The following is a 24,352-nucleotide window of genomic DNA, read 5'->3' as shown; positions in this document are numbered from 1 at the left end:
GCAAACACGCCGAAGACATGCTCTGTCAATCGGCCACCGCTGACTGAAGAAACTGCGCCTCAAACACCTCGGCAGGCACCGGCTTGCTCAGCAGATACCCCTGGATCTCGTCGCAACCCAGCAGCGCCAGATGCCGGGACTGGTCCTCGGCCTCCACACCTTCGGCCACAACCTTGAGGCCCAGCGAGTGCCCCAGGTTGACGATGGTGGACACCAGCGCCACGCCCTGCGGGCCTGAGGCCATGTTCAGGATGAAGGACCGGTCGATCTTGAGCGTGTCCACCGGCAGTTTGGCCAGGTAGCTCAGTGACGAGAAACCTGTGCCGAAGTCGTCGATGGCGATGGTGATGCCCATCTCGCGCAGCGCATGCAGGCTGGCGGTGCTGTGCTGCACATCGTCCATGACCATGCTTTCGGTGATCTCCAGCTCCAGCCCGGCGGCCGCCTGGGCGTCGTGGGCCACGGCGTCGCGCACCTCGGCAATGAAGCCCCGGTGCCGCAGCTGCAAGAACGACACATTGACGGCGACCCGCAGGGGCGCCAGCCCCGCCTGGCGCCAGCGCAGGTTGTCAGCCAGGGCCTGGCGCAGCGCCCAGCGGCCCACGTCGTAGATCAGGCCGGTTTCTTCCAGAATGGGGATGAACTGCGCGGGTGGCACCAGTCCCCGGCGGGGATCGTTCCAGCGGATCAGGGCCTCGGCCCCGGCGATGGCACCCGTGGCCAGGTGCTGTTTGGGCTGGTAGTGCAGCACGAACTGGCCCTGCTCCAGTGCGTCGCGCAGGCGCCCCTCCAGGCTCAGGGCTTCGGCCACGCGGGTGTTCATCTCCGAGGTGTAGAACAGCAGGCTGTCGGCCGAGGCCTTGGCCTTGTTGAGTGCCGCCTCGGCGTTGCGCAGCAGGGTCTCTGCATCGGCACCATCCATGGGGTACAGCGCGACACCGGCCTTGGCCGCCATGCGCAGCTCCGTGCCGCCCAGCACAAAGGGCGCATCAAAACAGGCCCGCATCAACCCGTCCAGCGCCAGCGCCACTGCGCCCGCATCCCGCGCGTCGGTCACGGCGATGCCAAAGCTGTTGACGCCAATGCGCGCCAGGTCGTACGCGTCGCCCGCCGCTTGTTGCAGGCGCTGCGCCACCTGCTTGAGCAGTTCGTCCCCCTCCTGGCGCCCCAGGGTGTCGTTGACGAACCGAAACCGGCTGATGTCCATGAGCCCCATGCCGAGCAGCGCCTTGGCCCCTTCGCGCGGCCGCAGGTGCTGGCCGCTGCGCTCCAGGAACAGGGTGCGGTTGGGCAGACCGGTGATGTCGTCGTAGTACGCCAGGTAGTTCAGCCGCTCTTCCTTGTCGAGGTGGTCCATGGCAAAACCGATGTCCCCCGCCAGCTCGGTCAGCAGGTGCATCTCGTCATCGTCAAAGAACCCGGCTTCGTCTGCAAAGAGGGCGATCACGCCCACCACCTCGTGCGCCACCAGCAGGGGCAACACGGCCATGGATGCCACGCCGCGCGCAGCCAGCTCCTGTGGCACCAGAATGCGCGGGTCGCTCTGAATGTCTTCACACACCGCGGCCTGCTGGGTGCGCACCACGCTGGCGCTCAGGCTTTCGCCCTCCCTGGGGGTTTCGCTGAGCCACAACCGGCGCCGCACATGCATGAGGAACTCCGCTCCGGCCCCGGCGAGCGCCACCGGCACCACCTCTTGCAGGGCATGGTCCACGCGGCCGATCCAGGCGATCTTGAACTGGCCGTGCTCCACCGCGACACGGCAGGCCTCGCGGAACAGCTCGTCGCGCTGGCGCACGCGCACGATCAAGGTGTTGATGCCGCTGAGCACGGCGTACACGCGGTTGAGGCGCTTGATGCGCCGCTCGGCATCCCGGCGCGCGGTGATGTCTTCTCCCAAGGCCGCCACCCCGGTCACCTGCCCGCCCACCGAGCGCAACACGGTGTTGTTCCAGTGCACCAGGCGCCGCCCGCCAGAGCGGGTCAGTATCTCGTTGTCGTAGTGCCAGGCCGACGGCCGGTCAGCCAGCACGTCCGCAAAAACACTGCGCACATCGCCCATCTCGGGAGGCACAAACAGATCGAACCAGTTGCGGCCAAACACCTCGTCGCGCTGCCAGCCGGTCAGGCGCAGCAGGTAGTCGTTGCAGTAGGTGATGCGTCCTTCGCAGTCAAGCATCAGCGAGATCATCTCGACCTTGTCGAGCATGTCGTTGAAGCGGCGGTCGCTTTCGTGCAGTTCTTCCTCGGCGCGCTTTTCCTTGGTGATGTCCTGGATGGTGTTGAACCAGCGGCCCTGCTCCCCACGGCCCGCCTCGTCCTCCAGCGGCTCCATCACCTGGCGCAAGTACAGCGGCTGGCCGTCGCCACGCAGGACCCGGTAGGTGAAATCCATGCGCGCGCCCAGGTGGGCGGCCTGCAGCGCATGGCGGCGGAACATGTCGCGGTCGTCGGGGTGCACCAGTGCCAGCCATTCGCGGGCCGAGCGGGGCATGGCGCTTTCGTCCAGGCCCAGCATGTCGGGCAAGGTATCGAGCCAGCTTTCGAAGGCGCCATCGGGCCCGCTGATGACGTGGGATATCTTGGCCAGCGCCTGGGCCCGGCGCAGGCTGGCCTTGTTGGCACGCAGGGCATCCACTGCGCGCTGGCGCTCTTGCACCTGCACCTGCAATTGGTCGGCGTGCTGCTGGATCTCCAGGTAGAGGCTGCCGTTCTCATAAATGCGGCCCACCTGCGCACCCAGGATGGCGAGGACTTTTTCGTCATCGGCGCTGAAGGCATCGGCCCCCAGCTTGTTGGCCAGACACAGCCAGCCATAGGAGAACGACAACGACACGATGGGTGCGATCACCGCCGTGTGCACCGGGGGATAGCCTGCGGGCAAACCCAGCGCCACAGGGTCGCCACCGGCATTGACCAGGCGCTGCGGGCGGCGTTCGGCCCGCAGCTGCCCCAACAGCCCATGCGACACCACAGGCAGATCGAGCGGTCCGTTCTGCAGGGCCGGGTCCATGCCGCTGGTGCAGGTGATGGCACCGTCGCTGTGCTTGCGCACCACGCACAACACGGCGTACTGCGCGCCCACCAGCTCGCGCGCACCCCGGCACACATTGGCCAGCAGCACCTGCGGATCGCGCTCGGAGGCCAGTTGCAGGTTCAGATCGGTCAGCGCGGACAGGCGCCGGTTCATGGCCTCCAGCTCGGCCATGTTGCCGGTGAGCTTGTCGGTCATCAGTTGCAGGTGATGGGTCTGAAAACTGTGTTCCAGCGCCACCGAGGGCTGGTGGCGGATCTGCGTGAGCGCCTGCTCGATAGCGGCCAGGATGTCCTGCGGCTCGCAGGGCTTGAACAGCACCTGGGTCACGCCGCAGGCCTTGGCAAGGCGCAGGGCGTCTTCCTCGTGATAGTGGGCACTGCAAAAGATCACCTGCGTGGCCGCCAGGCCATGTTCAGAGCGCAGTTGCCGCACAAACTCAAAGCCGTCCATGGTAGGCATCAGGATGTCGGAGATCACCAGGTCGGGGCGTTCGGCACGGACCACGGCCAACGCCTCGGCGCCATCGGCCGCCTCCAGCGCCTGGTGGCCGCTGTGCCCGATGAGGGTCACCACCAGGGCGCGGTTGGCTGGGAGGTCATCGACGACGAGGATCTTTGCCATGCTGTACGTGCTGGATATTCAACCTGATTGGGGCGGAGCCGGGTGGGCACCAGCCAAAAACGCCTCAATCTGCTGCACAAAGGTCTCGGGCGTGATGGGCTTGGACAGGTGTTCATTAAAGCCGACTTCGAGGGCCTTCTCGCGGTCGCCCGGCATCGAGAACGCAGTCACCGCCACCAGTGGCACCACCCGCCAGCGTGGGCTGGCGCGCAGGCCGCGAGCCACCTCGTAGCCGTTCATCACCGGCATCTGCAGGTCGCACAACACAATGTCCGGACTCTCGGCCAGGGCCAGGTCCAGCCCCACGGCGCCGTTTTCGGCCGCCAGCACGCGGTGGCCAGCGGCTTCCAGCAGGTAGGTGACCAGCAGGCGGCTTGCGTCATCGTCCTCGATGACCAGAATGGTGGCGGGATGGATGGTGGTTGTCATGCCAGGGGCTCCGGCAATTGCAGGGTGAAGGTGCTGCCCAGGCCTTCGGTGCTGTCAAAACCCAGCGTGCCTCCCAGTGCTTCCGCCAGCTTGCGGCTCAGGTGCAGGCCCAGGCCCGTGCCTTCGTGGTGGCGGCGGTCCGCACTTTCCACCCGCGAAAACGCCTCGAACAGCCGGGGCTGCTCCTGCAGCGGTATGCCTGGCCCGGTGTCCTGCACCCGCAGTTGCACCGCGCGGCCGGTGGGCAGCTGCAAATCCTGCAGCACCACATCCACCCGCCCCTGTTGCGTGAACTTGATGGCGTTACCCACGAGGTTGATGAGAATCTGACTGAGCGCACGCCGGTCGGTGAGCAGCAAGACATCGACCGGCGGCATGTGCACCGCAAAAGCCAGGCCCTTGCGCCGTGCCTCCATTTCCAGTGTCGCAGACACTTCTTCGATCAGGGTCTTGCAGTCCACGGGCTCCAGGTTCAGCGTGACCTTGTTGGCGCTGAGCTTGGCCACGTCCAGCAGGTCGTTGATGAGCGACAGCAGGTGCTTGGCGCCGGTCTGCACGATGCGCAACTGCTTGTCCTGTTCAGCATTGAGCGGGCCGGGCAGCTTCATGAGCAGCGTGCCGGTAAAGCCAATGATGGCGTTGAGCGGTGTGCGCAGCTCGTGGGACATGCTAGCCAGAAAACGGTCTTTCACCAGTGCCGCGTTCTCCAGCTCGAGGTTCTTGTCGCGCAGCACCTGCTCGATGCGCTTGCGCTCCGTCACATCGCGGATGGCGCTGGAGACAAACAAGCCCTCCTCCGTCTCCAGCGGGCTCAGGCTGATCTCGACCGGAAACTCGCTGCCGTCCTTGCGCAAACCGTGCAACTCCAGCCCTGCGCCCATGGAGCGGGTACGTGGTTCGGCAAAAAAGTTGCGCCGGTGGTCGGGGTGGCGGGCGCTGAAGCGCTGGGGCACCAGCAACTCGATGGGCTGGCCCAGCAGCTCATCGCGGCTCCAGCCAAACAGTTTGACCGCCTGGGAGTTGACCAGCACGATGCGCCCTTCGCGGTTGACGATGACCATGGCGTCGGGTGCGGCCTCCAGCAGGTCCTTGAACTTCTGGTCTGCGCGCTTGCGGTCGGTGATGTCGCGGATGGCGCTCATCACCATGGTGCCCTCTTCGGTGTCGATGGGGCTCAGGCTGATCTCGACCGGGAACTCGCCACCGTCCTTGCGCAGGCCATGCAGCTCCAGCCCCGCGCCCATGGTGCGCGTACGCGGCTGGCCAAAAAACCCGCTGCGATGGCCCAGGTGGGCACCCCGGTAGCGGTGGGGTAACAACACCTCCACCGCCTGGCCCAACAACTCGGAGCGGGGGTAGCCAAACACGCGCTCGGCCTGCGAGTTGACGAGCACGATGCGCCCGGTCACGTTGACCATCACGATTGCGTCGGGGGTGGATTCGAGCAGGTCGCGAAACCGTGCCTCCAGCAGCTTGGCATCGCGCTGCACCTTGAGCTGGGTGACATCCTTCTTGCTCGACAAAAAGTACAGCACCTGCCCGGCCGCATCGCACACGGCCTTGGTCGATACATTGACATGCACCAGCGAGCCGTCCTTGCGGCGGCGCACAGCCTCCTGCACCGAAGTGCCCAGTCGCAGGGCCTCGGCACGGAAAAGATCCTCTTCATGCGCGCGACCCTGGGGCACGATCAGGTCGAGGATGGAGCGACCCTGCACTTCGGCCTGCGAATAGCCAAAGATCAGCTCGGCCGCCGGATTCCACTCCAGCACCACGCCCTGGGGTGACAGCACCAGCAGTGCATCAGGGTTCTGTTCCCAGTACGCCGCAGAAAAGTCAGTCGCCATGCAGCCCTCTCGCTCCGGGGGCGGTGGCATCACAGCGTCGGCTGTGCCTGGTGTGCCTCCGCGTTGACCCCGGTGTCGGTGTTGTTGTGTGGGTGGAAAAGGCGCACACCACACTCGCAGTGCTTTACCTGGACACCACCCCTTCGCCACACGGCACACCCATCACCCTGCGTCGTGAAGGCCAGGGCAGCGCATTGCGGCGAAAGCGCCAACCCATATTAGGGGGGAATGCCGCAAAACACCAACACTGAAATGCCAACCCGGCCGCGCAAAAAAACAAACCCCTGAACCCCTCAAGGATCAGGGGTGCCATTGCATCCAAGGCCGCCCATTTCAGGCCGCGGGGCAGCGGAGGCTCATCACATGTTGTCAATCATGACCTGCCCAAACCCCGAGCAGCTGACCTGCGTGGCGCCTTCCATCAGGCGGGCAAAGTCATAGGTCACCTTCTTGGAGGCGATCGACTTTTCCAGCGAGCTGATGATCAGGTCGGCAGCAGCGGTCCAGCCCATGTGGCGCAGCATCATCTCGGCCGAGAGGATCTCGGAGCCGGGGTTCACGTAGTCCTTGCCCGCATACTTGGGCGCGGTGCCGTGGGTGGCTTCAAAGCAGGCCACCGAGTCGGACATGTTGGCGCCAGGGGCAATGCCAATGCCGCCCACCTGCGCGGCCAGCGCGTCGGAGATGTAGTCACCGTTCAAGTTCAGCGTAGCCACCACCGAATACTCCGCCGGACGCAGCAAGATCTGCTGCAGGAAGGCATCGGCGATGCTGTCCTTGATGGTGATTTCCTTGCCGTTCTTGGGGTTCCTGAGGCGGCACCAGGGGCCGCCGTCGATGAGTTCAGCACCGAATTCTTTCTGTGCCAGCGCATAGGCCCAGTCGCGGAAGCCGCCTTCGGTGTATTTCATGATGTTGCCCTTGTGCACGATGGTCACGCTGGGCTTGTCGTTGTCGATGGCGTACTGGATGGCCTTGCGCACCAGGCGCTCGGTGCCTTCGATGGACACGGGCTTCACGCCCAGGCCGGACGTGTTGGGGAAGCGGATCTTCTTGACGCCCATCTCGTCCTGCAGAAACTTGATGAGCTTCTTGGCCTTGTCGGACTCGGCTTCAAATTCGATGCCGGCGTAGATGTCTTCCGAGTTCTCGCGAAAGATGACCATGTTGGTCTTTTCAGGCTCCTTCAGCGGCGAGGGCACGCCCTTGAAATACTGCACGGGGCGCAAGCACACATACAGGTCCAGTTCCTGGCGCAGCGCCACGTTCAGCGAGCGGATGCCGCCGCCCACTGGCGTGGTCAGCGGGCCCTTGATGGAGACCACATATTCGCGCAGCACCTGCAGGGTTTCGTCGGGCAGCCACACGTCGGGGCCATACACCTTGGTGGACTTTTCGCCCGCGTACACCTCCATCCAGTGGATCTTCTTTTTGCCGCCATAGGCCTTGGCCACAGCCGCATCGACCACCTTGATCATGACGGGCGTGATGTCCAGACCCGTGCCATCGCCTTCGATGAAGGGAATGATGGGCTCGTCCGGCACGTTCAGGGACATGTCGGCGTTGACGGTGATTTTCTGGCCTTCGGCAGGCACCACGATGTGCTGGTAGGTGGTCATGGGTGGGGAGTCTCCGGTATGCGCCGAGTCTGATTCGGTCGATGAGGGGCAAAGCGAGGAAAAGATGCACCGCCACAGGCGTGGCAGTGTGGTTTCAAACCATTCTAATGACAAAAAATTTCGTCGAAGACCCTGTCAACGGGCCGCGCGCTGCTATCGTTGCGAGTGGAGCCGTGCGGAATTCGTCCGGCCCTTCAACCTTCGTTCACACTGGAAACGGCATATATGAAAAAACTCCTCGCTGTCCTCGTGGCCGGTCTGTTCACTGCTGGTGCTTTTGCACAGGCACCCGCAGCCGCCCCTGCCACCACCACTCCTGCAGCCGCTCCCATGACGGCCCAGGCAGCAGCTCCGGCCACCAAGAAGGTCGCCAAGAAAAAGACCCACAAAAAGGTCGCCAAGAAGAAAACCGCCCACAAGGCCGCCTGAACCAGCTTTGCAAGGCCTGACGTACCCGCCACTGGGCCCTCAGGCCTTCTCTGATTCAAAACCGCCCGCTCCTGCGGGCGTTTTCTTTGGTGGCGCAGACGCCCCGCGCACCGCCTGAACTTTTCGCGACCGCTGCAGTCCGTCCCTGGCGCAGTTGCCGCACTTCGTGTTGTCTTTTTTGCCTGAAAGCCCCGCCCATGACCGCCTCACGCGCCCTCCCAGCCTTCCCGCTCGCCGCCCTGCGCGTGGCGACCGGTGTTCCTAGTCGCGCCCGCCGCGCCGTCGGAGCCTGGGCGGTTTGGCTGGCGGCATTTGCACTGGCCGCGCCTGCTGGGGTCGCCCAAGCGCAGGAAGGCCCCCAGATGAACCTGCGGCGTGTGGAGCTGACGGCCGGCATGCACCGCATCGACGCCCAGGTCGCCCTCACCCCGCAGGAGCGCCAGACCGGCCTGATGTACCGCAAGGAAATGCCCGCGCACGAGGGCATGCTGTTTGTGTTTGAACAGCCCTCGCAGCAGTGCTTCTGGATGAAGAACACCTTGCTGCCGCTCACGGCGGCCTTCATTGCCGATGACGGCACCATCGTGAACCTGGAGGACATGAAGCCCCAGACACTGGATTCACACTGTTCGGCCAAGCCCGTGCGCTACGTGCTGGAGATGAACCAAGGCTGGTTTGCCAAGAAGGGCATCAAGGCGGGGGCGAAACTCGGCGGGACCCCGTTTGCCCGGCAGTAAGGAAAGCGACTGCTAGTGCTATATTTTCAATAGCAGCACAGACATGATTCACTAGCGCATCCGGCCAAAAAGACTTCAACTTTTCTGCGGAGCAACAAAAAACGGCCCGAGGGCCGTTTTTTGTTGCCTGCGCGATGTGAGCGCCACACCGCGACTGCGCGGGTCTATCAGGCAAAGTTGGCTTCAGCAAACTTCCAGTTCACCAGCTTGTCGAGGAAGGTTTCGACGAACTTGGGACGCATGTTGCGGTAGTCGATGTAATACGCGTGTTCCCACACGTCCACCGTCAGCAGGGCCTTGTCGGCGGTGGTCAGGGGCGTGCCGGCGGCGCCGGTGTTGACGATGTCCACGCTGCCGTCAGCCTTCTTCACCAGCCAGGTCCAGCCCGAACCGAAGTTGCCCACGGCGGACTTCACAAAGGCTTCCTTGAAGGCGGCGTAGCTGCCCCACTTGGCGTTGATGGCTGCGGCCAGTGCGCCCGATGGCTCACCGCCACCCTGGGGAGCCATGCAGTTCCAGAAGAAGGTGTGGTTCCAGATTTGCGCAGCGTTGTTGTAGATGCCACCGCTGGCCTTCTTGATGATCTCTTCCAGCGTCAGGGATTCGAACTCGGTGCCCTTTTGCAGGTTGTTGAGGTTCACCACGTAGGCGTTGTGGTGCTTGCCGTGGTGGTACTCCAGGGTTTCCTGGCTGTAGTGCGGGGCCAGGGCGTCGATGGCGTAGGGCAGCGGGGGAAGGGTGTGTTCCATGGTGGTGTTTCCTCGTGGTTTGAAATTCTGGGATGCCGTCTGCACCGCGGGCTTTCCTGAGCAATGCAGTCGGACACAGCGCGAAGGGGGCATTGTAGGAACATCAGGTGACCTGTGCAGCATGTGGGCTCCCGGTTCCCCACCCGCAACGCCACAAACCGCCGCTGTCCTACAAAAAAGCCCTGCCGCCCTCGCCCTCCGCGATCCGCTCACAGCAACCGTGGCTGCGACACCGTCACATCCACGGCGCCGTCGGCCAGCGTGGCCCGCAGCGCGTCGCCCGGCTGGGCTTGGCGCACGCTGGTCACCGCCTGGCCGCTGGTGTCGGTCAGCAGCGCATAACCGCGCTGCAGTACCAAGCGTGGGTCCAGCAGCTCCAGCCGCAAGGCAGCACGGTCCAGCCGCTCGGCGTGCTGCGCAGCACTGCGTTGCAAAGCCTGGGGCAATTGGGTTTCCAGTGTTTGCTGGCGTTGCGCCAGGCGCTGCATTTTCAGGAGCACCCCATGGCGCATGCGCTGCGCAAGGCGCGCCAGTTGCAGCTGCTGGCGCGCCACCAGGCCCGAGGGACGCCCGAGGCGGGCTGCGGCCTGGTCCAGCCGCTGGTGGCGGGTATCGAGCTGGCGCTGCACACCATCGCTCAGCCGGCCTGCCAGCAAATCCAGCGCGCCCAGCCAGACCTCGCGCGGCTGGGCCACCAGCTCGGCCGCCGCGGTGGGCGTGGGAGCGCGCAGATCGGCGCAAAAGTCAGCGATGGTGAAATCGGTCTCATGCCCCACCCCGCTGACCAGGGGCACCGGGCTTTGCACGATGGTGCGGGCCAGTTGCTCGTCGTTGAAGGCCCACAGGTCCTCGATGGAGCCTCCCCCACGGACCAGCAAAATCACGTCAATGGGCGGATGCCGGTTCGAATCAGCCCCAGGCGCCTGCCCCGCTTGCGCGAGCAGATACAGTTTTGATAGCGCCGCAATGATCGACGGCGGGGCTGCCACACCCTGGACCTGCGCGGGCACCAGCACCACCGGAATGTGCGGCACACGCCGGCGCAACGCCGTGACCACATCGTGCAGCGCGGCTGCGCCGGCTGACGTGACCAGGCCAATGCCGCGGGGCTGCAGCGGCAGCGGGCGCTTGCGCGCCGTGTCGAACAGGCCTTCGGCGTCAAGCTGCGCCTTGAGCCGCAGGAACTGCTCGAACAACGCGCCCTGCCCCGCGCGCTGCATGCTTTCCACGATGAACTGCAGGTCGCCCCGTGCCTCATACACACCGAGACGCCCGCGCACTTCCACCAATTCACCATCGCGCGGCGAAAAGTCAAGCAACGTGGCTGCGCGTCGGAACATGGCGCAGCGCAACTGCCCGTTGGCGTCCTTGATCGAAAAATAACAATGACCGCTGGACGCGCGCGAGAAGCCCGTAATCTCGCCGCGCACCGCGACAGGATTGAAGCGCGCCTCCAGGGCATCAGCAATGGCGCGGCACAGCGCGCCAACTTCCCAGATACGGGGCGCCGCTGCTGGGCTTGAACGATCAAACATGAGAAACGGCGCGCGTTGGCGCCGCGCCCCCCCGGCGAGTACTCCACAGTTTCGAGCCAGCGGGAGTTACCTTCAAACTGGGCACCCCAATCGGCTGCAAAACACGAGAGCACGTGCAAGTTGTTGATTTATATACATTTTTCACTGCACAATTTTTCATCAATCTGTTGCAAGCACGGCGCGAAGCCACTTTGCGAGGCTGTGGATATGGGTTGCCCACAAAGTTATCCACAGTTTTTGTGGGTGAACGCGGTGATGGGTGGCGTGCGCGATAACGTAACGGTTTGTGACGCGGTGGCCGCCGCAAGCTAGGCCATAATCGCCGATTGCTTTCATCTGCGCGGAGAGAGATTTGCTGTCCATCATACAAGCCGCAGGCTGGCCCATCTGGCCCCTGATCGCGTGTTCCGTCCTGGGACTGGCACTGATTTTTGAACGTTTTCTGGCCCTGAAAACGGCCCGCGTGGCCCCCCCCAAACTCCTCGACGAAGCCATCACGGTGTCGTCCAAGGCCTTGCCCACCCCCGACGTGGTGAACCAGCTGGCCCAGAACTCGGCCCTGGGTGAAGTGCTGGCCAGCGGCCTGCGTACCCTCAACAGCAACCCCCAGTGCAGCGAAACCGACCTGCGCGCCGCCATGGAAGGCACCGGCCGCGCGGTAGCGCACCGGCTGGAGAAGTACCTGTCGGCCCTGGCCACCATCGCTTCAGCCGCGCCGCTGCTGGGCCTGCTAGGCACCGTCATCGGCATGATCGAAATCTTTGGCTCGCAGGCTGGCGGCGGCGGTGTGGGCCAGGCCATGGGTGGCGGCAACCCGGCCCAGCTGGCACATGGCATCTCCATCGCGCTCTATAACACCGCGTTTGGCCTGATCGTGGCGATCCCCTCGCTGATCTTCTGGCGCTACTTCCGGGCCCGCGTGGACGCGTATCTGCTCACGCTGGAGCTGGCGTCGGAGCAATTCGTTCGCCACATCCTGCGCCTGCGCAAAGCCAAGTAAGCGCCATGAACTTTCGTCCCCGCGCCAAGGATGAGCCCGAGATCAACCTGATCCCGTTCATCGACGTGCTGCTGGTGATCCTCATCTTTCTGATGCTCACCACCACCTACAGCAAGTTCACGGAGCTGCAACTCACCCTGCCCGTGGCCGATGCCGAGCAGCAGCGCGACCATCCCAAGGAAGTGATCGTGTCGGTGGCCGCAGACGGCCGCTACGCCGTCAACAAGACCGGCGTGGAAGGCAAGGGTGTGGATGCCATCGCCCAGGCTCTGCGCAGTGCCGCCACCGCAGGCCGCGACAGCGTGGTCATCATCAGCGCCGACGCCATGTCGCCACACCAGTCCGTGGTCACCGTGATGGAAGCCGCGCGCCGCGTGGGCCTCACGCAGATCACGTTTGCCACGCAGTCGTCCGCGTCGGGACGCGCGGCCAGCCGCTGACGGGCATGGCCGCTTCCGGGCCGCAGCCGCCCCGGGCTTCGGCCCCGCAGGTCTCTCCGCCCACGGCCGAACAACGGCTTCACAACATCTGGCAGTCCCGGGGTCCAGCGGCTTGGGCACTGTGGCCCGTCTCCCTGATGTATGGCGCGTTGGTGGCGCTGCGCCGCTGGCTGTATGGCAGGGGCTGGCTTCGCTCCGAACACCCGGGCCGCCCCGTCATCGTGGTGGGCAACGTGATTGCCGGAGGCGCCGGCAAGACCCCGATAGTCATCGCACTCGGCAAACACCTGCAGGCGCGCGGCCTGCGCGTGGGCGTGATTTCGCGCGGCTATGGCCGCAGCACGCACGACTGCCGTGCGGTACTGCCTGACAGCCTGGCCAGTGAGGTGGGCGACGAGCCCGCCCTGATTGCCCGCAGCGTGGCGGCGGGTGGCACAGTGCCTGTGTTTGTGGCCCCGCGCCGCATCGCTGCCGCACGCGCGCTGCTGGCCGCGCACCCTGACACCGACGTTCTCATTTGCGATGACGGCTTGCAGCACCTGGCGCTGCAGCGGGACTTGGAGATCTGCATCTTCAATGACCAGGGCATCGGCAACGGATTTCTGCTGCCTGCCGGCCCGCTGCGGGAGCCCTGGCCCCGCGCCGTGGACATCGTGCTGCACGCAGGCAGTGCGCCACCGCACGGGACCACCGCGCCTGCATTTGAGCTGCAGCGTAGCCTGGCGCCCTATGCCCTGCGGTCGAACGGCCAGCAGGTGCCACTGGCCCAATTGCAGGGGCAACCGCTGCATGCGGTGGCAGCCGTGGCCAGGCCCAGCGAGTTTTTTGCCATGCTGCGCACCCAGGGCCTGGCGCTGGAGCGCACCGAGGCCCTGCCAGATCACTATGATTTTGATAGCTGGCAGCGCATATCCGACCAGCGCATGCAGCTTGTTTGCACTGAAAAAGACGCCGTAAAGCTCTGGACCCGCCATCCTGACGCACTGGCTGTTCCCCTGGTCGCGCAGATGGACCCGCAATTTTTTACCGCCCTCGATGCCTGGCTCCATCGAATTACGACCGGCCCAGGAGCCCAAAGGCCGCCGCTATCATCTGCCCCTGCCTGAACGAACCCTCCCGGAAAGCTCCTCCCCCATGGACCCCAAACTGCTTGAACTGCTGGTCTGCCCCGTCACCAAAGGCCCCCTGACCTATGACCGCGAGGCGCAGGAACTCGTGTCGCGCAGCGCGCGGCTGGCCTACCCGGTGCGCGACGGAATTCCGGTGTTGCTGGAAAACGAAGCACGCACCCTGACCGACGAGGAACTGGAGCAGTGAGCGCACCCGTGCCCGCCTTAGCCCACACCCCCTTCACCGTGCTGATCCCGGCACGCATGGCCTCAAGCCGCTTGCCAGACAAGCCTCTGGCCGACATTGCGGGCCTGCCCATGGTGGTGCGCGTGGCCCGGCGTGCTGCGCAGAGCGCCGCAACCCGCGTCGTGGTGGCGGCCGACGATGCCCGCATCCTGCAAGCCTGCGCAGTGCATGACGTGGATGCCGTCATGACGCGCACCGACCACGCCAGCGGCAGCGACCGCCTGGCCGAGGCCTGCCTACAGCTGGGACTGGACGGCGACGACATCGTGGTCAATGTGCAGGGTGACGAGCCGCTGATAGACCCCGGCCTCATCAATGCCGTGGCAAGCCTGCTGCAAGACCGAGATGGAAAGCGCCCCGAAGCCAGCATGGGTACCGCTGCCCATGCCATTGCGTCCCTGGCCGACTACACCAACCCCAATGTGGTGAAGGTGGTGCTGGACGCGCGGGGTCTGGCCCATTACTTCAGCCGTGCACCCATCCCTTTTGGCCGCGACCACGCGAGCACGGCCTGGTGGGAGGGCGCGGCACAGGCCGCCCAGCCCGGCGTCAAGGCACTGCAAGGCTTTGCACCGCTGCGGCACGTGGGCATCTACAGCTATCGCGCAGGGTTCTTGCGGAAATTTCCGCAGCTGGCGCCAGCACCGACCGAGGCGGTGGAGGCCCTGGAGCAGCTGCGCGCACTCTGGCATGGCCACCACATCGCCGTGCACCTGGCAGACGCAGCGCCCGGCCCTGGCGTGGATACGCCGGAGGACCTGGAGCGGGTGCGCGCGCTGTTTCGCTGAAAGCGCTCTGGCGCCGCCGTGCGGGGTGCACTGCGGGCGCACTCTCAACGCACTGGGGACGTACAGCGGGGCCCCATGGTGCACACGTGGAGGCGCCGACCTAGAAACGGTCACCCATGTAAGTCAGCGCAAGGTGGTCACATGCTATCCTCAACTGTAACGAGAGCACCGCATCCCGGGCGCACAGAACGGCTTCAGGCGCCCTTCGAACGTCCCCGCCAGCGGCGCCACCCGATTTCTAACCTTCGAGGACATCCATGAGACTGATTCTGTTGGGCGCGCCTGGCGCCGGAAAGGGCACGCAAGCCACGTTCATCTGCCAGAAGTACGGCATCCCCCAGATCTCCACCGGCGACATGCTGCGCGCAGCGGTCAAGGCCGGCACCCCGCTGGGCCTGCAGGCCAAAGCCGTGATGGATTCGGGCGCCCTGGTCAGTGACGACATCATCATCGGTCTCGTCAAGGAGCGCATCACGCAGGCAGACTGTGCCAACGGCTTCCTGTTTGACGGCTTCCCCCGCACCATTCCCCAGGCCGACGCCATGAAGGCCGCAGGCGTCAAGCTGGACTACGTGCTCGAAATCGATGTGCCCTTCGACGCCATCATCGAACGCATGAGCGGCCGCCGCTCGCACCCCGCCAGCGGCCGCACCTACCACGTCAAGTTCAACCCCCCCAAGGTGGAAGGCAAGGACGACGTGACCGGCGAAGAACTGATCCAGCGCGAAGACGACAAGGAAGAAACCGTCAAGAAGCGCCTGCAGGTCTACAGCGACCAGACGCGCCCCCTGGTGGATTACTACAGCAACTGGGCCAAGGATGAACCCGCTATAGCGCCCAAGTACCGCGCCATCAGCGGCACCGGCAGTGTGGACGAGATCACCGCACGCGCGCTGCAGGCGCTGGCCAGCTGATACATTGAACCAGGAACAAAAAGCCGCCTGACACACGTTGGGCGGTCAAGCTCCAACCAAGCGACGCACCGCACCAGGGCGTCGCTTTTTTCATGGGCCGTCTTGAAACACGGCAGCCACGACAGCCGCCTGCTGCGGGCGTGTGCTTTGACTCAGGCAGGACTGGACCGCAGGCCGTAGGCTTTGCCGTCCACAAACAGGTACTCGGCACGCAGTACCGCCTCGCCCTTTTCGTCCCGCAGGCCAAAACCCACGACTGATACGACGGTGCCTGGCTTGATCTCTGGCACCTGCCACGCCTGCATGCGGGTCAAAGGCGCCAGCTCAATCTCCCAGACGCGGTCCTTGCGGGCGGGGAGCACCGTTTTGGCCAGCAGCGCGCGGCCATCCACGGGCGCTGTCTGCGCAGGAATGGCACGTTGCGCAAGGTCCGCTGGCAACCGGAGCGCTGCGGGCGGTTCCAGCTCCAGCTCTGCGTGCGGGTTTTGCCAGCGCACTTTGCGCACTGTGCCCTCCAGATACAGCGGTCGGTCTGCATCGAAACTGCTCCAGCCATGGTGGGCGTGCACCCCCAAAGGCAAGGCACTGGCGGCGATCAGCACATGACGACGTTGCAGGCTCATACAGACTCCTGATGAAGAGGGGGCGATCTCAAAGATACGCAATCCAGCGGCCACAAGCCACCACCGCCAGCCACACCATGGTGGATGCCAGCATCTGAAGGCGGGCCAGCCCGTCCAGGCGCGTGAGGGAATCACGTGCATGGAACCACGCCGCATTACAGCCCGCAAGCATTAACAACAGCATCTTCAAGGTAAAGGCGCGGTTGCTGAGCAACTCCGACGGCTGGGTGGCAAACATCAACAGACCCGATGCTGCCGCCAATCCAAAGCCACACACGGCCAAAGTCAGACTCAGCCGGGCGAGGTCTTTCACCGGCAAGGCCGCACCGCGCCCAAACACCCGCAACTCCAGCAACACCAGATTGCCCAGCAACAGCGCAATGCCCACAATGTGGACGACTTCGAGCGCGGGATAAGCCCAGGCGTGTGTCTTGAGTGCGGTGAACACGGCTGGCAGTCCTTTTCGATCAATCCGCCCGCAGCAAATCCAGCATCAGAGCGACCCGCGCCTTGACTGGCGACAGGCCTTGCGAGGCAGGCAGCACATCACCCGGCTTGGGTAGCACCTGTCCCTCGGCGCAGCGGGTGGAGCGCACCACCTGCACCCCGGCTTTCTGCGCGCGCACCAGGGCAGCCTCCAGATCGTGGTGGATCGTGCCATTTCCGGTGCAAGCCACCACCAGGCCCTGCACGCCCTCTCGCACCAGCGCATCTACCGCCCTGCCCGACGCGCCTGTATGGTTCATGACGATTTCCACCCACGGCCAAGCCACAGCGTTCACTATATTATTCATAGCGCTATCGGCATGATTGACATGCGCTACCGGGCTATTGCATGCCCAGCGGACCACGCCCTCTTCCACCCATCCCAAAGGACCGGCCTCGCCCGAGCTGAAGGCATTGACGCGGTAGGGATGCACCTTTTGCACATACCGTGCGCCATGCACTTCACCCGCCGCAACAGCCAGCACACCTGTGGCACCGGGTGCCAATACCGTTGCCACAGCGTCCAGCAGATTCTGGGGTCCATCGGGGGTCAGGGCTGTGGCGGGCCGCATGGCGCAGGTCAGCACCACGGGCTTTCGCGCATCCAGCGCCTCGTGCAAAAACCACGCGGTCTCTTCCAGGGTGTCTGTGCCATGGGTGATGACCACACCTCTCACCTCCGGGTCGCTCAAATGGTGCGCGCACCGCAGAGCCAGCGTGCGCCACACCTCGCAATCCATGTCCTTGCTGTCGATCTGCGCCACCTGCTCTGCAGCCAAGGCGCCCCCTGCCAGTGCCTGCAGGCCTGGCACGGCCGTCAGAAGTTGCTCCACCCCCACCTGGGCAGCGGTGTAGCCGATGTTGTCCCCCGCCTGTGCAGAGGTGCCCGCGATCGTGCCACCGGTGCCCAAAACCACAATTTTTTGCCCACTCACTTGCATACTCCGAAAAACTGGTGAAAAATACAGTTACTGGATTAAAAAACAGTTGTTCGCCACTGTAACCGCCTGCACCGGAAACCACCATGCTCGACAACCCCAAACTCACCGCCCGCCAGCAGCAGATTCTGGATCTCATCCAGACCGCTATCGCACGCACCGGCGCGCCTCCCACCCGCGCAGAAATCGCGGCCGAGCTGGGTTTCAAGTCAGCCAACGCGGCAGAAGAGCACCTGCAGGCCCTGGCCCGCAAAGGGGTGATCGAACTGGTCAGCGGCACCTCGCGCGGCATCCGCTTGCGCGGAGACACAGTGCGCTCCATCAACGCAGCCCGTGGCAACCAATTCAGTCTGCCCATCCCGGGTCTGTCGCAGCTGGTCTTGCCCCTGGTAGGTCGGGTGGCTGCGGGGTCGCCCATTCTCGCGCAGGAACATGTGGACCAGACCTACAGCGTGGAAAACAGCCTCTTCCAACACAAGCCCGACTACTTGCTCAAGGTGCGGGGCATGTCCATGCGCGACGCCGGCATCATGGACGGTGACTTGCTCGCCGTGCAGTCCACCCGTGAGGCTCGCAATGGTCAGATCATCGTGGCACGCCTGGGCGATGATGTCACCGTCAAGCGACTTCGCCGCACGGCCACTGCCATCGAGTTGCTGCCCGAAAACCCCGACTATCCCGTGATCGTGGTGCAGCCCGGCGAGCCTTTCGAAATCGAAGGACTGGCAGTGGGACTTATCCGCAACACCATGCTGATGTAGCGTGTGCCCCAGGGGCCGCACCGTGGGTGGCGGGCGTTTGGTGAACGGATACAACCGATTCACCAGCCCTGCGGTGCAGGTCCCGTTGAACGCCAAGGCCTCTCAGGCAATGCTTGATGGATCGGCGGAGCAGCTGGCTGCACTGTCGAGGGATCAACTCGCACTGCGTCTGTCTGCACGGGTGTTCGACCACTTTGCAATCCTGCCTATGTTCAACCCCCGACTTTCGGAGTTTTCACATGGGAATTGCTTTGTTCACCCTGTCTGCTGTGCAGAACCCTTTTCGTAGTCTTAAAAAGCTGCTTGCCAACCCAACTGGTGCACCCAAAGACCGACTGGACATACTGGCACAGCCAGTCGGCATGAGACGTGCCAGGCCAGGCAACGCCCCATCATTGGCCTCCCGCAGCGACGACGCACAAACCCTGGTCCCCAGCAACTCCACAGAGCCACTGGCACAACGTCCATTGCGCGGAAATTGGCCCTTTACCGCCAAACCTCCAGCACGAACGCCGGAAAGCCCGACCAGACCCTCTGCCACCCACCGCTCCTTCCTGCCAACACACATGGCCAGCAGCAAACGACAGACCTTCTTGGCGTCGGTGGGTGCAGACCACTGCCCACCACAATCCACCCGGGTGCTGCGTCGGGCCTCTGACACAGGCACCTGCCGCCTGGTAATTGCTGGCCGCATGGCCGATGTGTGCGCAGAGCTGGACCGCCTGGCAGCATCCGAGGCGCTCCGGGCCTGATTCGCAGAGCGCAGCAGGCGAGCCCTCTTCTACGCCCCGCGCACCAAGGCTGAGGCACTGTCAGGCAGTGCTCGATCCGCAAACGTCTAACACCGAGGCACCGGCAGGTCCAAAAATCCGCACCAGGCTGCAGCAGTCGCGGTGCATGGCACTCTCTGAGTCCGGACTTCCGTGCACGCGCAGTACAAGAAGTACGTCTGCGGGGCCCATGCAGCACTCAGTCACCAAAAAGCCGCAGGCTTTGGTATGCCCAGCCCGGCCCCCGTGGCATTCCCCTGCGCCCGTCAAGGCACAATATCGGCATGAATATTGTGATCCTTGACGATTACCAGGATGCAGTGCGCAAGCTGCATTGCGCCTCTCGGCTCGACGCATACACCGCCAAGGTGTACACCAACACGGTCAAAGGGCTGGGGCAGCTTTCGGTGCGGCTCAAAGACGCTGACATCATTGTGCTGATCCGCGAACGGACCCAGATCACACGCCAACTGGTTGAAAAGCTCCCGCGGCTCAAGCTCATCGCCCAAACTGGCAAGATTGGGAGCCACATTGATGTAGCGGCATGTACCGAGCGGGGGATCGCCGTGGCAGAAGGGGTCGGCTCCCCTGTGGCTCCCGCCGAGCTGACCTGGGCCCTGGTGATGGCCTCCATGCGCCGCCTGCCACAGTACATCTCCAACCTCAAGCATGGCGCTTGGCAGCAGTCCGGTCTCAAGACCGCGTCCATGCCCCCCAACTTCGGAGTCGGCAGCGTGCTGCGGGGTAAAACACTGGGTATCTGGGGCTATGGCCGCATCGGACAACTGGTGGCCGGCTATGGACGGGCGTTTGGTATGAACGTGCGCGTCTGGGGGCGTGAAGCCTCACGCGCGCAGGCGCTGACGGATGGATACCAGGCCGCCGCCACGCGCGAAGAGTTTTTTTCGCAGTGCGACGTGATCTCGTTGCACCTGCGCCTGAACGACGAAACGCGCGGCATCATCTCGCTTGAAGACCTCTCGTGCATGAAGCCCACCTCGCTGCTGGTCAACACGTCGCGTGCAGAATTGATTGAACCCGACGCGCTCATCGCAGCACTCAACCGGGGTCGCCCGGGCCTGGCGGCCGTGGACGTGTTTGAGAGCGAACCCATCCTGCAAGGCCACGCCCTGCTCCGCCTGGAAAACTGCATCTGCACGCCACACATCGGGTACGTGGAGCAGGACAGCTACGAGCTCTACTTTGGTGCAGCTTTCGACAATGTGGTGAATTTCATCAAAGGCACGCCTACCAACATCGTGAATCCAGGCTCGCTACAAGTCAGGCGCTAACAGATCAAACCGTTGCGGCGTTGGCAACGCTGACTACACCGCGCAATTAAAAAGGCTTCCAGAGGGAAGCCTTTTTTACGATTGCTGCAAGGCACCGAAATGCCCGCAGCAGAAAGCAACACTCCAATTACAGAGGTGTCTTCTTGCCGTCCTTGTAGACGTACAGCGTGATCGCTGGGTTCTTCATTTCGCCGTTGGGTTCGAAGGCGATGGTGGAGGTCACGCCCTTGAAGTTGGACTTGGCGAGTTCGTTCACGTACACCTTGGGGTCCACGGAGTTGGCGCGCTTCATAGCGTCCACCAGCAGGAACGTGGCGTCGTAGGTGTAGGGGCTGTACACCTGGAACTGGTTGGGGTACTTGGCGTCGTACTTGGCCTTCCAGGCCGTACCGCCAGGCATCTTGGCCAGCGAGGAGCCGCCTTCCGCGCAGATCACGTTAGCCAGGGTCTTGGCACCGGCAGCCAGCTTGGCGATTTCGGACGTGCAGACGCCGTCACCACCGAAGTACTTGACGTTGGCCATGCCCAGCTGTTCCATCTGGCGCAGCATGGGGCCGGCTTGAGGGTCCATACCACCGTAGAACACGGCATCAGGGTTCTTGGCCTTGATGGCGGTCAGGATGGCCATGAAGTCCGTGGCCTTGTCGGTCGTGAACTGCTCGTCCACCACCTTCATGCCCTTGGCCGTAGCGGTCTTCTTGAACACGTCGGCAACACCTTGGCCGTAAGCAGTACGGTCATCGATGATGGCAACGGTCTTGAGCTTCAGGGTGTCCACAGCGTAGAAGGCCAGACCAGCGCCCAGGGCGTTGTCGTTGGCGATGATACGGAACGTGGTCTTGTAGCCAGGCTTGGTCAGGTTGGGGTTGGTCGCAGCGCCCGTCACCATGGGGATGCCGCAATCGTTGTACACCTTGGAGGCAGGGATCGTGGTACCGGAGTTGAGGTGGCCGACAACGCCAGCGACCTTGGAGTCGCACAGCTTTTGTGCGGCAGCAGTGCCCTGCTTTGGATCGGCAGCGTCATCTTCAGCCTGCAGCTCGAACTTGATCTTCTTGCCGCCGATGGTGACGCCTTGAGCGTTCAGCTCTTCAATGGCCATGCGGGCGCCATTTTCGTTGTCCTTGCCGTAGTGGGCTTGGGCGCCGGAAACCGGAGCCACGTGGCCGATCTTGACCACCTGCTCTTGTGCAGAGGCCACACCAGCAACAGCCGCGATAGCAGCAACCACGGTCAGTTTCAACTTCAATTGCATATCAAATCTCCAGTAAAGATAAACGCTGAGAATCTTCTTGTGTCTCAACGCAGGCGAACATATCGCAATTTACGGGCCAGATCATTAGGGAACACGATTAAACGCAAGAGAAACCACAGGGGAATACCCTGTCATCCCTTGGACACAGGGGGCGCACCACTCGCCAGCTCGTCCGCCACCGCCTCGTACACCGCATGCCGCACCACCGATTCGATCTCTTCGCGCAGACGCGGAAGCACTGACCGCGTCTGCTCCTGCACCACTGTGGCGATTGCTTCGCGCAAGCGCTGGTCCAGCACTACATCCACGCGCTGCATGACGCGGTGCACCATGTACTCCTCCATCCCATCTGGCAAGGCGCGGGCCGCAACGGGCGCAGCCCCTGGCTTTGGGCCAGCAGGGGTGGCAGCATGAACCGCCGGGCGAGGTTGGACATGCGATACCGGAGGACGTGATGCCAGGGGAGCAGCCACAGGGATTGGCGCAGCCACCGGGGAGGCCACAGGACGCTCTGTGGCAGGGGGCGCAGCGACCTGCGCCGCACCAGCCGGTCGCGCAGTGGGCAATACAGGCCTGGCCAACGCCACAGACTGCGACGGCGACAGGACGGTGGTGCGGACCGCCGGATTTGGAGCCCCCGGCGCGAGGGCCGTCACGCCAGGCACCTGCACCACTTCGGTGAGCGTGGGTACAAACCGTGGAGGGGTTTTGGGTGGGAGCGCCATCAGCCCGCTTTCAACACCAGATCATGGCGGGTAATGGCATAACCTCGGGACGCGTAATGGCGCCAACGCGCACGCGCCTGAGCACGGTCGGCTTCATCCTGGGCGCTCACCACTTCGACCAGACGGTCAAACCGGCCAAAACCTTCCGGGACTTCCGCATTCAGGTTCAACAGCACTTCGTGATGCGGTGCCAGGCGTGCATCCTGCGCCAGCAACACCTGAGAGGCCTGAACCAGCTCCTCGTCCGAGTCGGCATGGCAATGGGCCACAAAGTCCTGGGGGGCCAACAACCAGAGCATGCGGTCCAGCGCCTGAAGCGCATCCGCAGGCGCGGCAATGACCAAACGAGCCCCGCTGCGCTGCACCTTGCGCGCAAACCGGCATGCGTAGGCCAGCTTGTCGGGTGCGTTGAAGTGAAAGGCCACCTCGGTCATGACGCGTCACGCAGCCTTGGGGCTGGAGGACCGCTTGGCGGCTGGCTTGCCCACAGCTCCAGCAGCGGCCGTCCTGGTCACGGAGCGTGACGCGGACTTGGGTGCCTTGGCTTGTCGGACCTGCGACCTGGACTGCTCCAGCACATAGTGCACCAGCAGACCGACCGGGCGTCCTGTGGAACCCTTGGCCGCGCCTCCCTTCCAGGCAGTGCCCGCAATGTCCAGGTGAGCCCAGGGCATGTCGCCGACGAACTTTTGCAAGAACTTGGCAGCGGTGATGGAGCCACCCGCACGCCCCGCCACGTTGCCCATATCGGCAAAGTTGGTCTTGAGGCCGTCTGCGTAGTCATCGTCCAGCGGCATGCGCCAGCAGAGGTCTTGCGCGGCCTCACCAGCTGCCTGCAAGGACTCCGCCAGACCGTCGTTATTGGCAAACAAACCACTGCGTACGCCTCCCAAGGCGATCACGCAGGCGCCGGTCAGCGTCGCAATGTCCACCACGGCAGCAGGCTTGAATCGCGCTGCATAGGTCAACGCATCACACAACACCAGGCGTCCCTCCGCATCGGTGTTCAAAATCTCGATGGTCTGACCGCTCATGCTGGTGACCACATCGCCGGGTTTGACGGCGCGCCCGTCCGGCATGTTTTCGCATGCGGGGATCAGGCCCACCACATTGACGGCAGGCTGCAGTTCGCCCAGCGCGCGGAACGTTCCCAGCACGCTGGCAGCACCGCACATGTCGAATTTCATCTCGTCCATCTCGGGCGCGGGCTTGATCGAGATGCCGCCGGTGTCAAAGGTGATGCCCTTGCCCACCAGCACGATGGGTGCCTGGTCCTTGGCAGCGCCGTTGTAGCGCAGCTCGATGAAACGCAGGGGCTCTTCAGAGCCCTTTGCCACAGCCATGAAGGCGCCCATACCCAGACGCGCCACCTCTGCCGGGCCATGGACCTTGCACTGGATGCGTGGCAGCTTGGCGAGGGTTTTGGCTGCGTCAGCCAGCAGGCTGGGGGTGGCATGGTTGGCCGGGCGGTTGCCCCATTCCCGCGCAAACTCCACGCCAGCCACCAAGGCCACACCGCTGTCAAACCCGTCACGCGCGCTGGCGGCATCCGGCACGCCCACCACACAGCGGCTCAGGCTGCGTGCCTCCACCTTGGTCTTGGTGGTGGTGTACACATAGCTCACGTCTGCCACGGCCTGGACAGCAGCGCTGACGGCCGCCCCAGGGGCCTCGCCCGCGAAACACAGCACCACGCGCTTGGTGTGTGGCGCCTTGATGGCGCCGCCCAGCGACTGCAGCGCCTGGCGCGTTGCGCGCGCCGAGCCGTCACCCAGGCCCACCAGCACCACGCGGCGGGCTGCGACGGCAGGCACCTGGTACAGCTGCAGGTGTTTGCCCGCTTTGGTGGTCAGATCTCCATTCTTGAGCGCCAAGGCCGCCAGGGCGGACAGCGCATCCTTGCCGGGCTTGAAGCCCTCGGGAAGCAGGACGATCAGCAGGTCGCATTTCTCCGCAGCTGCCGCAGCAAGTTCAAGGGTCTTGAGATCAAAGTTCATAATT

At 64.0% G+C, this 24,352-nt stretch carries 24 protein-coding genes; 11 read left to right on the top strand and 13 right to left on the bottom strand.

Going from position 1 to position 24,352, the window contains the following annotated elements; translation table 11 throughout:
* Positions 1-25: 25 nt before the first annotated feature.
* From C8C95_RS20320 to icd, 4 genes are all read right to left on the bottom strand, one after another.
* Positions 26-3,658 carry an EAL domain-containing protein gene (locus C8C95_RS20320; protein WP_116749762.1) on the bottom strand — a complete coding sequence of 1,211 codons (3,633 nt, stop codon included), beginning with the start codon at positions 3,656-3,658 and terminating at the stop codon, positions 26-28.
* An 18-nt stretch (positions 3,659-3,676) separates the two neighbouring features.
* Complete coding sequence (locus tag C8C95_RS20315) at positions 3,677-4,087, bottom strand: response regulator (RefSeq protein ID WP_056062437.1); 411 nt, start codon at positions 4,085-4,087, stop codon at positions 3,677-3,679.
* Positions 4,084-5,934 (bottom strand): PAS domain S-box protein, encoded by a 1,851-nt coding sequence (locus tag C8C95_RS20310; RefSeq protein ID WP_116749761.1) that lies wholly within the window; start codon positions 5,932-5,934, stop codon positions 4,084-4,086. Before C8C95_RS20310 ends, C8C95_RS20315 begins: the two co-directional genes overlap by 4 nt.
* Before the next feature lie 359 nt (positions 5,935-6,293).
* Complete coding sequence (gene icd / locus C8C95_RS20305; protein WP_060983856.1) at positions 6,294-7,553, bottom strand: NADP-dependent isocitrate dehydrogenase; 1,260 nt, start codon at positions 7,551-7,553, stop codon at positions 6,294-6,296.
* A 225-nt stretch (positions 7,554-7,778) separates the two neighbouring features.
* Here icd and C8C95_RS20300 point away from each other — a divergent pair, with 225 nt between their 5' ends.
* A complete protein-coding gene (locus C8C95_RS20300) occupies positions 7,779-7,982 on the top strand; it encodes a hypothetical protein (RefSeq protein WP_015014238.1) in 204 nt (67 codons plus the stop codon).
* Between the two features lie 197 nt (positions 7,983-8,179).
* Complete coding sequence (locus C8C95_RS20295) at positions 8,180-8,719, top strand: DUF192 domain-containing protein (RefSeq protein WP_207780626.1); 540 nt, start codon at positions 8,180-8,182, stop codon at positions 8,717-8,719.
* Positions 8,720-8,886: 167 nt separating this feature from the next.
* Here C8C95_RS20295 and C8C95_RS20290 read toward each other — a convergent pair whose 3' ends face one another.
* Positions 8,887-9,468: a Fe-Mn family superoxide dismutase gene (locus tag C8C95_RS20290; protein WP_056062412.1), complete on the bottom strand. Its 582-nt coding sequence runs from the start codon at positions 9,466-9,468 to the stop codon at positions 8,887-8,889.
* A 209-nt stretch (positions 9,469-9,677) separates the two neighbouring features.
* Complete coding sequence (gene xseA / locus C8C95_RS20285) at positions 9,678-11,003, bottom strand: exodeoxyribonuclease VII large subunit (RefSeq protein ID WP_099730138.1); 1,326 nt, start codon at positions 11,001-11,003, stop codon at positions 9,678-9,680.
* Between the two features lie 352 nt (positions 11,004-11,355).
* Here xseA and C8C95_RS20280 point away from each other — a divergent pair, with 352 nt between their 5' ends.
* The 6 genes from C8C95_RS20280 to adk all read left to right on the top strand — a co-directional run bounded on the left by C8C95_RS20280 (position 11,356) and on the right by adk (position 15,501).
* Entirely contained in the window at positions 11,356-12,003 is a 648-nt protein-coding gene (locus tag C8C95_RS20280) for a MotA/TolQ/ExbB proton channel family protein (RefSeq protein WP_056062406.1), read from the top strand.
* 5 nt (positions 12,004-12,008) lie between these two features.
* Positions 12,009-12,443 carry a biopolymer transporter ExbD gene (locus tag C8C95_RS20275; RefSeq protein WP_116749760.1) on the top strand — a complete coding sequence of 145 codons (435 nt, stop codon included), beginning with the start codon at positions 12,009-12,011 and terminating at the stop codon, positions 12,441-12,443.
* Positions 12,444-12,448: 5 nt separating this feature from the next.
* Positions 12,449-13,549 (top strand): tetraacyldisaccharide 4'-kinase, encoded by a 1,101-nt coding sequence (lpxK, locus tag C8C95_RS20270; protein WP_116749759.1) that lies wholly within the window; start codon positions 12,449-12,451, stop codon positions 13,547-13,549.
* Positions 13,550-13,577: 28 nt separating this feature from the next.
* Entirely contained in the window at positions 13,578-13,760 is a 183-nt protein-coding gene (locus tag C8C95_RS20265; RefSeq protein WP_056062396.1) for a Trm112 family protein, read from the top strand.
* The gene (gene kdsB, locus C8C95_RS20260; protein ID WP_108499904.1) at positions 13,757-14,587 is read left to right on the top strand and encodes a 3-deoxy-manno-octulosonate cytidylyltransferase; all 831 of its coding nucleotides are present in this window, start codon (positions 13,757-13,759) and stop codon (positions 14,585-14,587) included. The genes C8C95_RS20265 and kdsB overlap by 4 nt, the downstream gene beginning before the upstream one ends.
* A 257-nt stretch (positions 14,588-14,844) precedes the next feature.
* The gene (gene adk / locus C8C95_RS20255; protein ID WP_116749758.1) at positions 14,845-15,501 is read left to right on the top strand and encodes an adenylate kinase; all 657 of its coding nucleotides are present in this window, start codon (positions 14,845-14,847) and stop codon (positions 15,499-15,501) included.
* Positions 15,502-15,653: 152 nt separating this feature from the next.
* Here the strand turns inward: adk and C8C95_RS20250 are convergent, their stop codons facing one another.
* From C8C95_RS20250 to C8C95_RS20240, 3 genes are read right to left on the bottom strand one after another with little or no spacing between them, the layout of a single operon-like run.
* The gene (locus C8C95_RS20250; RefSeq protein WP_116749757.1) at positions 15,654-16,124 is read right to left on the bottom strand and encodes a DUF6152 family protein; all 471 of its coding nucleotides are present in this window, start codon (positions 16,122-16,124) and stop codon (positions 15,654-15,656) included.
* Between the two features lie 28 nt (positions 16,125-16,152).
* The gene (locus C8C95_RS20245) at positions 16,153-16,572 is read right to left on the bottom strand and encodes a hypothetical protein (RefSeq protein ID WP_116749756.1); all 420 of its coding nucleotides are present in this window, start codon (positions 16,570-16,572) and stop codon (positions 16,153-16,155) included.
* A 19-nt stretch (positions 16,573-16,591) separates the two neighbouring features.
* The gene (locus tag C8C95_RS20240; protein WP_116749755.1) at positions 16,592-17,551 is read right to left on the bottom strand and encodes an asparaginase; all 960 of its coding nucleotides are present in this window, start codon (positions 17,549-17,551) and stop codon (positions 16,592-16,594) included.
* A gap of 83 nt (positions 17,552-17,634) precedes the next feature.
* On the opposite strand from C8C95_RS20240, the gene lexA reads away from it, so the two are divergent.
* The 3 genes from lexA (at position 17,635) to C8C95_RS20225 (ending at position 20,371) form a co-directional block, all read left to right on the top strand.
* Positions 17,635-18,309: a transcriptional repressor LexA gene (lexA, locus tag C8C95_RS20235; RefSeq protein WP_056062380.1), complete on the top strand. Its 675-nt coding sequence runs from the start codon at positions 17,635-17,637 to the stop codon at positions 18,307-18,309.
* Positions 18,310-18,875: 566 nt separating this feature from the next.
* Positions 18,876-19,061, top strand: a complete 186-nt coding sequence (locus tag C8C95_RS20230; protein WP_116749754.1) for a hypothetical protein — start codon at positions 18,876-18,878, stop codon at positions 19,059-19,061.
* A gap of 302 nt (positions 19,062-19,363) precedes the next feature.
* Complete coding sequence (locus C8C95_RS20225; protein ID WP_056746014.1) at positions 19,364-20,371, top strand: D-2-hydroxyacid dehydrogenase family protein; 1,008 nt, start codon at positions 19,364-19,366, stop codon at positions 20,369-20,371.
* Positions 20,372-20,498: 127 nt separating this feature from the next.
* Here C8C95_RS20225 and C8C95_RS20220 read toward each other — a convergent pair whose 3' ends face one another.
* The 4 genes from C8C95_RS20220 to C8C95_RS20205 all read right to left on the bottom strand — a co-directional run bounded on the left by C8C95_RS20220 (position 20,499) and on the right by C8C95_RS20205 (position 24,348).
* Positions 20,499-21,626 (bottom strand): branched-chain amino acid ABC transporter substrate-binding protein, encoded by a 1,128-nt coding sequence (locus C8C95_RS20220; RefSeq protein ID WP_056062370.1) that lies wholly within the window; start codon positions 21,624-21,626, stop codon positions 20,499-20,501.
* A gap of 131 nt (positions 21,627-21,757) precedes the next feature.
* Positions 21,758-21,958 (bottom strand): hypothetical protein, encoded by a 201-nt coding sequence (locus C8C95_RS23900; RefSeq protein WP_225581307.1) that lies wholly within the window; start codon positions 21,956-21,958, stop codon positions 21,758-21,760.
* A gap of 392 nt (positions 21,959-22,350) precedes the next feature.
* Complete coding sequence (locus C8C95_RS20210; protein WP_116749752.1) at positions 22,351-22,785, bottom strand: DNA polymerase III subunit chi; 435 nt, start codon at positions 22,783-22,785, stop codon at positions 22,351-22,353.
* A gap of 6 nt (positions 22,786-22,791) precedes the next feature.
* Positions 22,792-24,348: a leucyl aminopeptidase gene (locus C8C95_RS20205; protein ID WP_116749751.1), complete on the bottom strand. Its 1,557-nt coding sequence runs from the start codon at positions 24,346-24,348 to the stop codon at positions 22,792-22,794.
* Positions 24,349-24,352: the final 4 nt, after the last annotated feature.

The sequence above is a fragment of the Acidovorax sp. 99 genome (assembly GCF_003096455.1).
Taxonomy (GTDB): domain Bacteria; phylum Pseudomonadota; class Gammaproteobacteria; order Burkholderiales; family Burkholderiaceae_C; genus Acidovorax; species Acidovorax delafieldii.
Note: the sequence above shows the minus strand (reverse complement) of the source record. Positions and strands in the feature narration are given on the sequence as shown.

Excerpts from the sequence above, each read along its gene's own strand:
- C8C95_RS20320 (WP_116749762.1), bottom strand. The coding sequence starts at position 3,658 with ATGGCAAAGATCCTCGTCGTCGATGACCTCCCAGCCAACCGCGCCCTG.
- C8C95_RS20315 (WP_056062437.1), bottom strand. The coding sequence starts at position 4,087 with ATGACAACCACCATCCATCCCGCCACCATTCTGGTCATCGAGGACGAT.
- C8C95_RS20310 (WP_116749761.1), bottom strand. The coding sequence starts at position 5,934 with ATGGCGACTGACTTTTCTGCGGCGTACTGGGAACAGAACCCTGATGCA.
- icd (WP_060983856.1), bottom strand. The coding sequence starts at position 7,553 with ATGACCACCTACCAGCACATCGTGGTGCCTGCCGAAGGCCAGAAAATC.
- C8C95_RS20300 (WP_015014238.1), top strand. The coding sequence starts at position 7,779 with ATGAAAAAACTCCTCGCTGTCCTCGTGGCCGGTCTGTTCACTGCTGGT.
- C8C95_RS20295 (WP_207780626.1), top strand. The coding sequence starts at position 8,180 with ATGACCGCCTCACGCGCCCTCCCAGCCTTCCCGCTCGCCGCCCTGCGC.
- C8C95_RS20290 (WP_056062412.1), bottom strand. The coding sequence starts at position 9,468 with ATGGAACACACCCTTCCCCCGCTGCCCTACGCCATCGACGCCCTGGCC.
- xseA (WP_099730138.1), bottom strand. The coding sequence starts at position 11,003 with ATGTTTGATCGTTCAAGCCCAGCAGCGGCGCCCCGTATCTGGGAAGTT.
- C8C95_RS20275 (WP_116749760.1), top strand. The coding sequence starts at position 12,009 with ATGAACTTTCGTCCCCGCGCCAAGGATGAGCCCGAGATCAACCTGATC.
- lpxK (WP_116749759.1), top strand. The coding sequence starts at position 12,449 with ATGGCCGCTTCCGGGCCGCAGCCGCCCCGGGCTTCGGCCCCGCAGGTC.
- C8C95_RS20265 (WP_056062396.1), top strand. The coding sequence starts at position 13,578 with ATGGACCCCAAACTGCTTGAACTGCTGGTCTGCCCCGTCACCAAAGGC.
- adk (WP_116749758.1), top strand. The coding sequence starts at position 14,845 with ATGAGACTGATTCTGTTGGGCGCGCCTGGCGCCGGAAAGGGCACGCAA.
- C8C95_RS20250 (WP_116749757.1), bottom strand. The coding sequence starts at position 16,124 with ATGAGCCTGCAACGTCGTCATGTGCTGATCGCCGCCAGTGCCTTGCCT.
- C8C95_RS20240 (WP_116749755.1), bottom strand. The coding sequence starts at position 17,551 with ATGCAAGTGAGTGGGCAAAAAATTGTGGTTTTGGGCACCGGTGGCACG.
- lexA (WP_056062380.1), top strand. The coding sequence starts at position 17,635 with ATGCTCGACAACCCCAAACTCACCGCCCGCCAGCAGCAGATTCTGGAT.
- C8C95_RS20230 (WP_116749754.1), top strand. The coding sequence starts at position 18,876 with ATGGCCAGCAGCAAACGACAGACCTTCTTGGCGTCGGTGGGTGCAGAC.
- C8C95_RS20225 (WP_056746014.1), top strand. The coding sequence starts at position 19,364 with ATGAATATTGTGATCCTTGACGATTACCAGGATGCAGTGCGCAAGCTG.
- C8C95_RS20220 (WP_056062370.1), bottom strand. The coding sequence starts at position 21,626 with ATGCAATTGAAGTTGAAACTGACCGTGGTTGCTGCTATCGCGGCTGTT.
- C8C95_RS23900 (WP_225581307.1), bottom strand. The coding sequence starts at position 21,958 with ATGGTGCACCGCGTCATGCAGCGCGTGGATGTAGTGCTGGACCAGCGC.
- C8C95_RS20210 (WP_116749752.1), bottom strand. The coding sequence starts at position 22,785 with ATGACCGAGGTGGCCTTTCACTTCAACGCACCCGACAAGCTGGCCTAC.
- C8C95_RS20205 (WP_116749751.1), bottom strand. The coding sequence starts at position 24,348 with ATGAACTTTGATCTCAAGACCCTTGAACTTGCTGCGGCAGCTGCGGAG.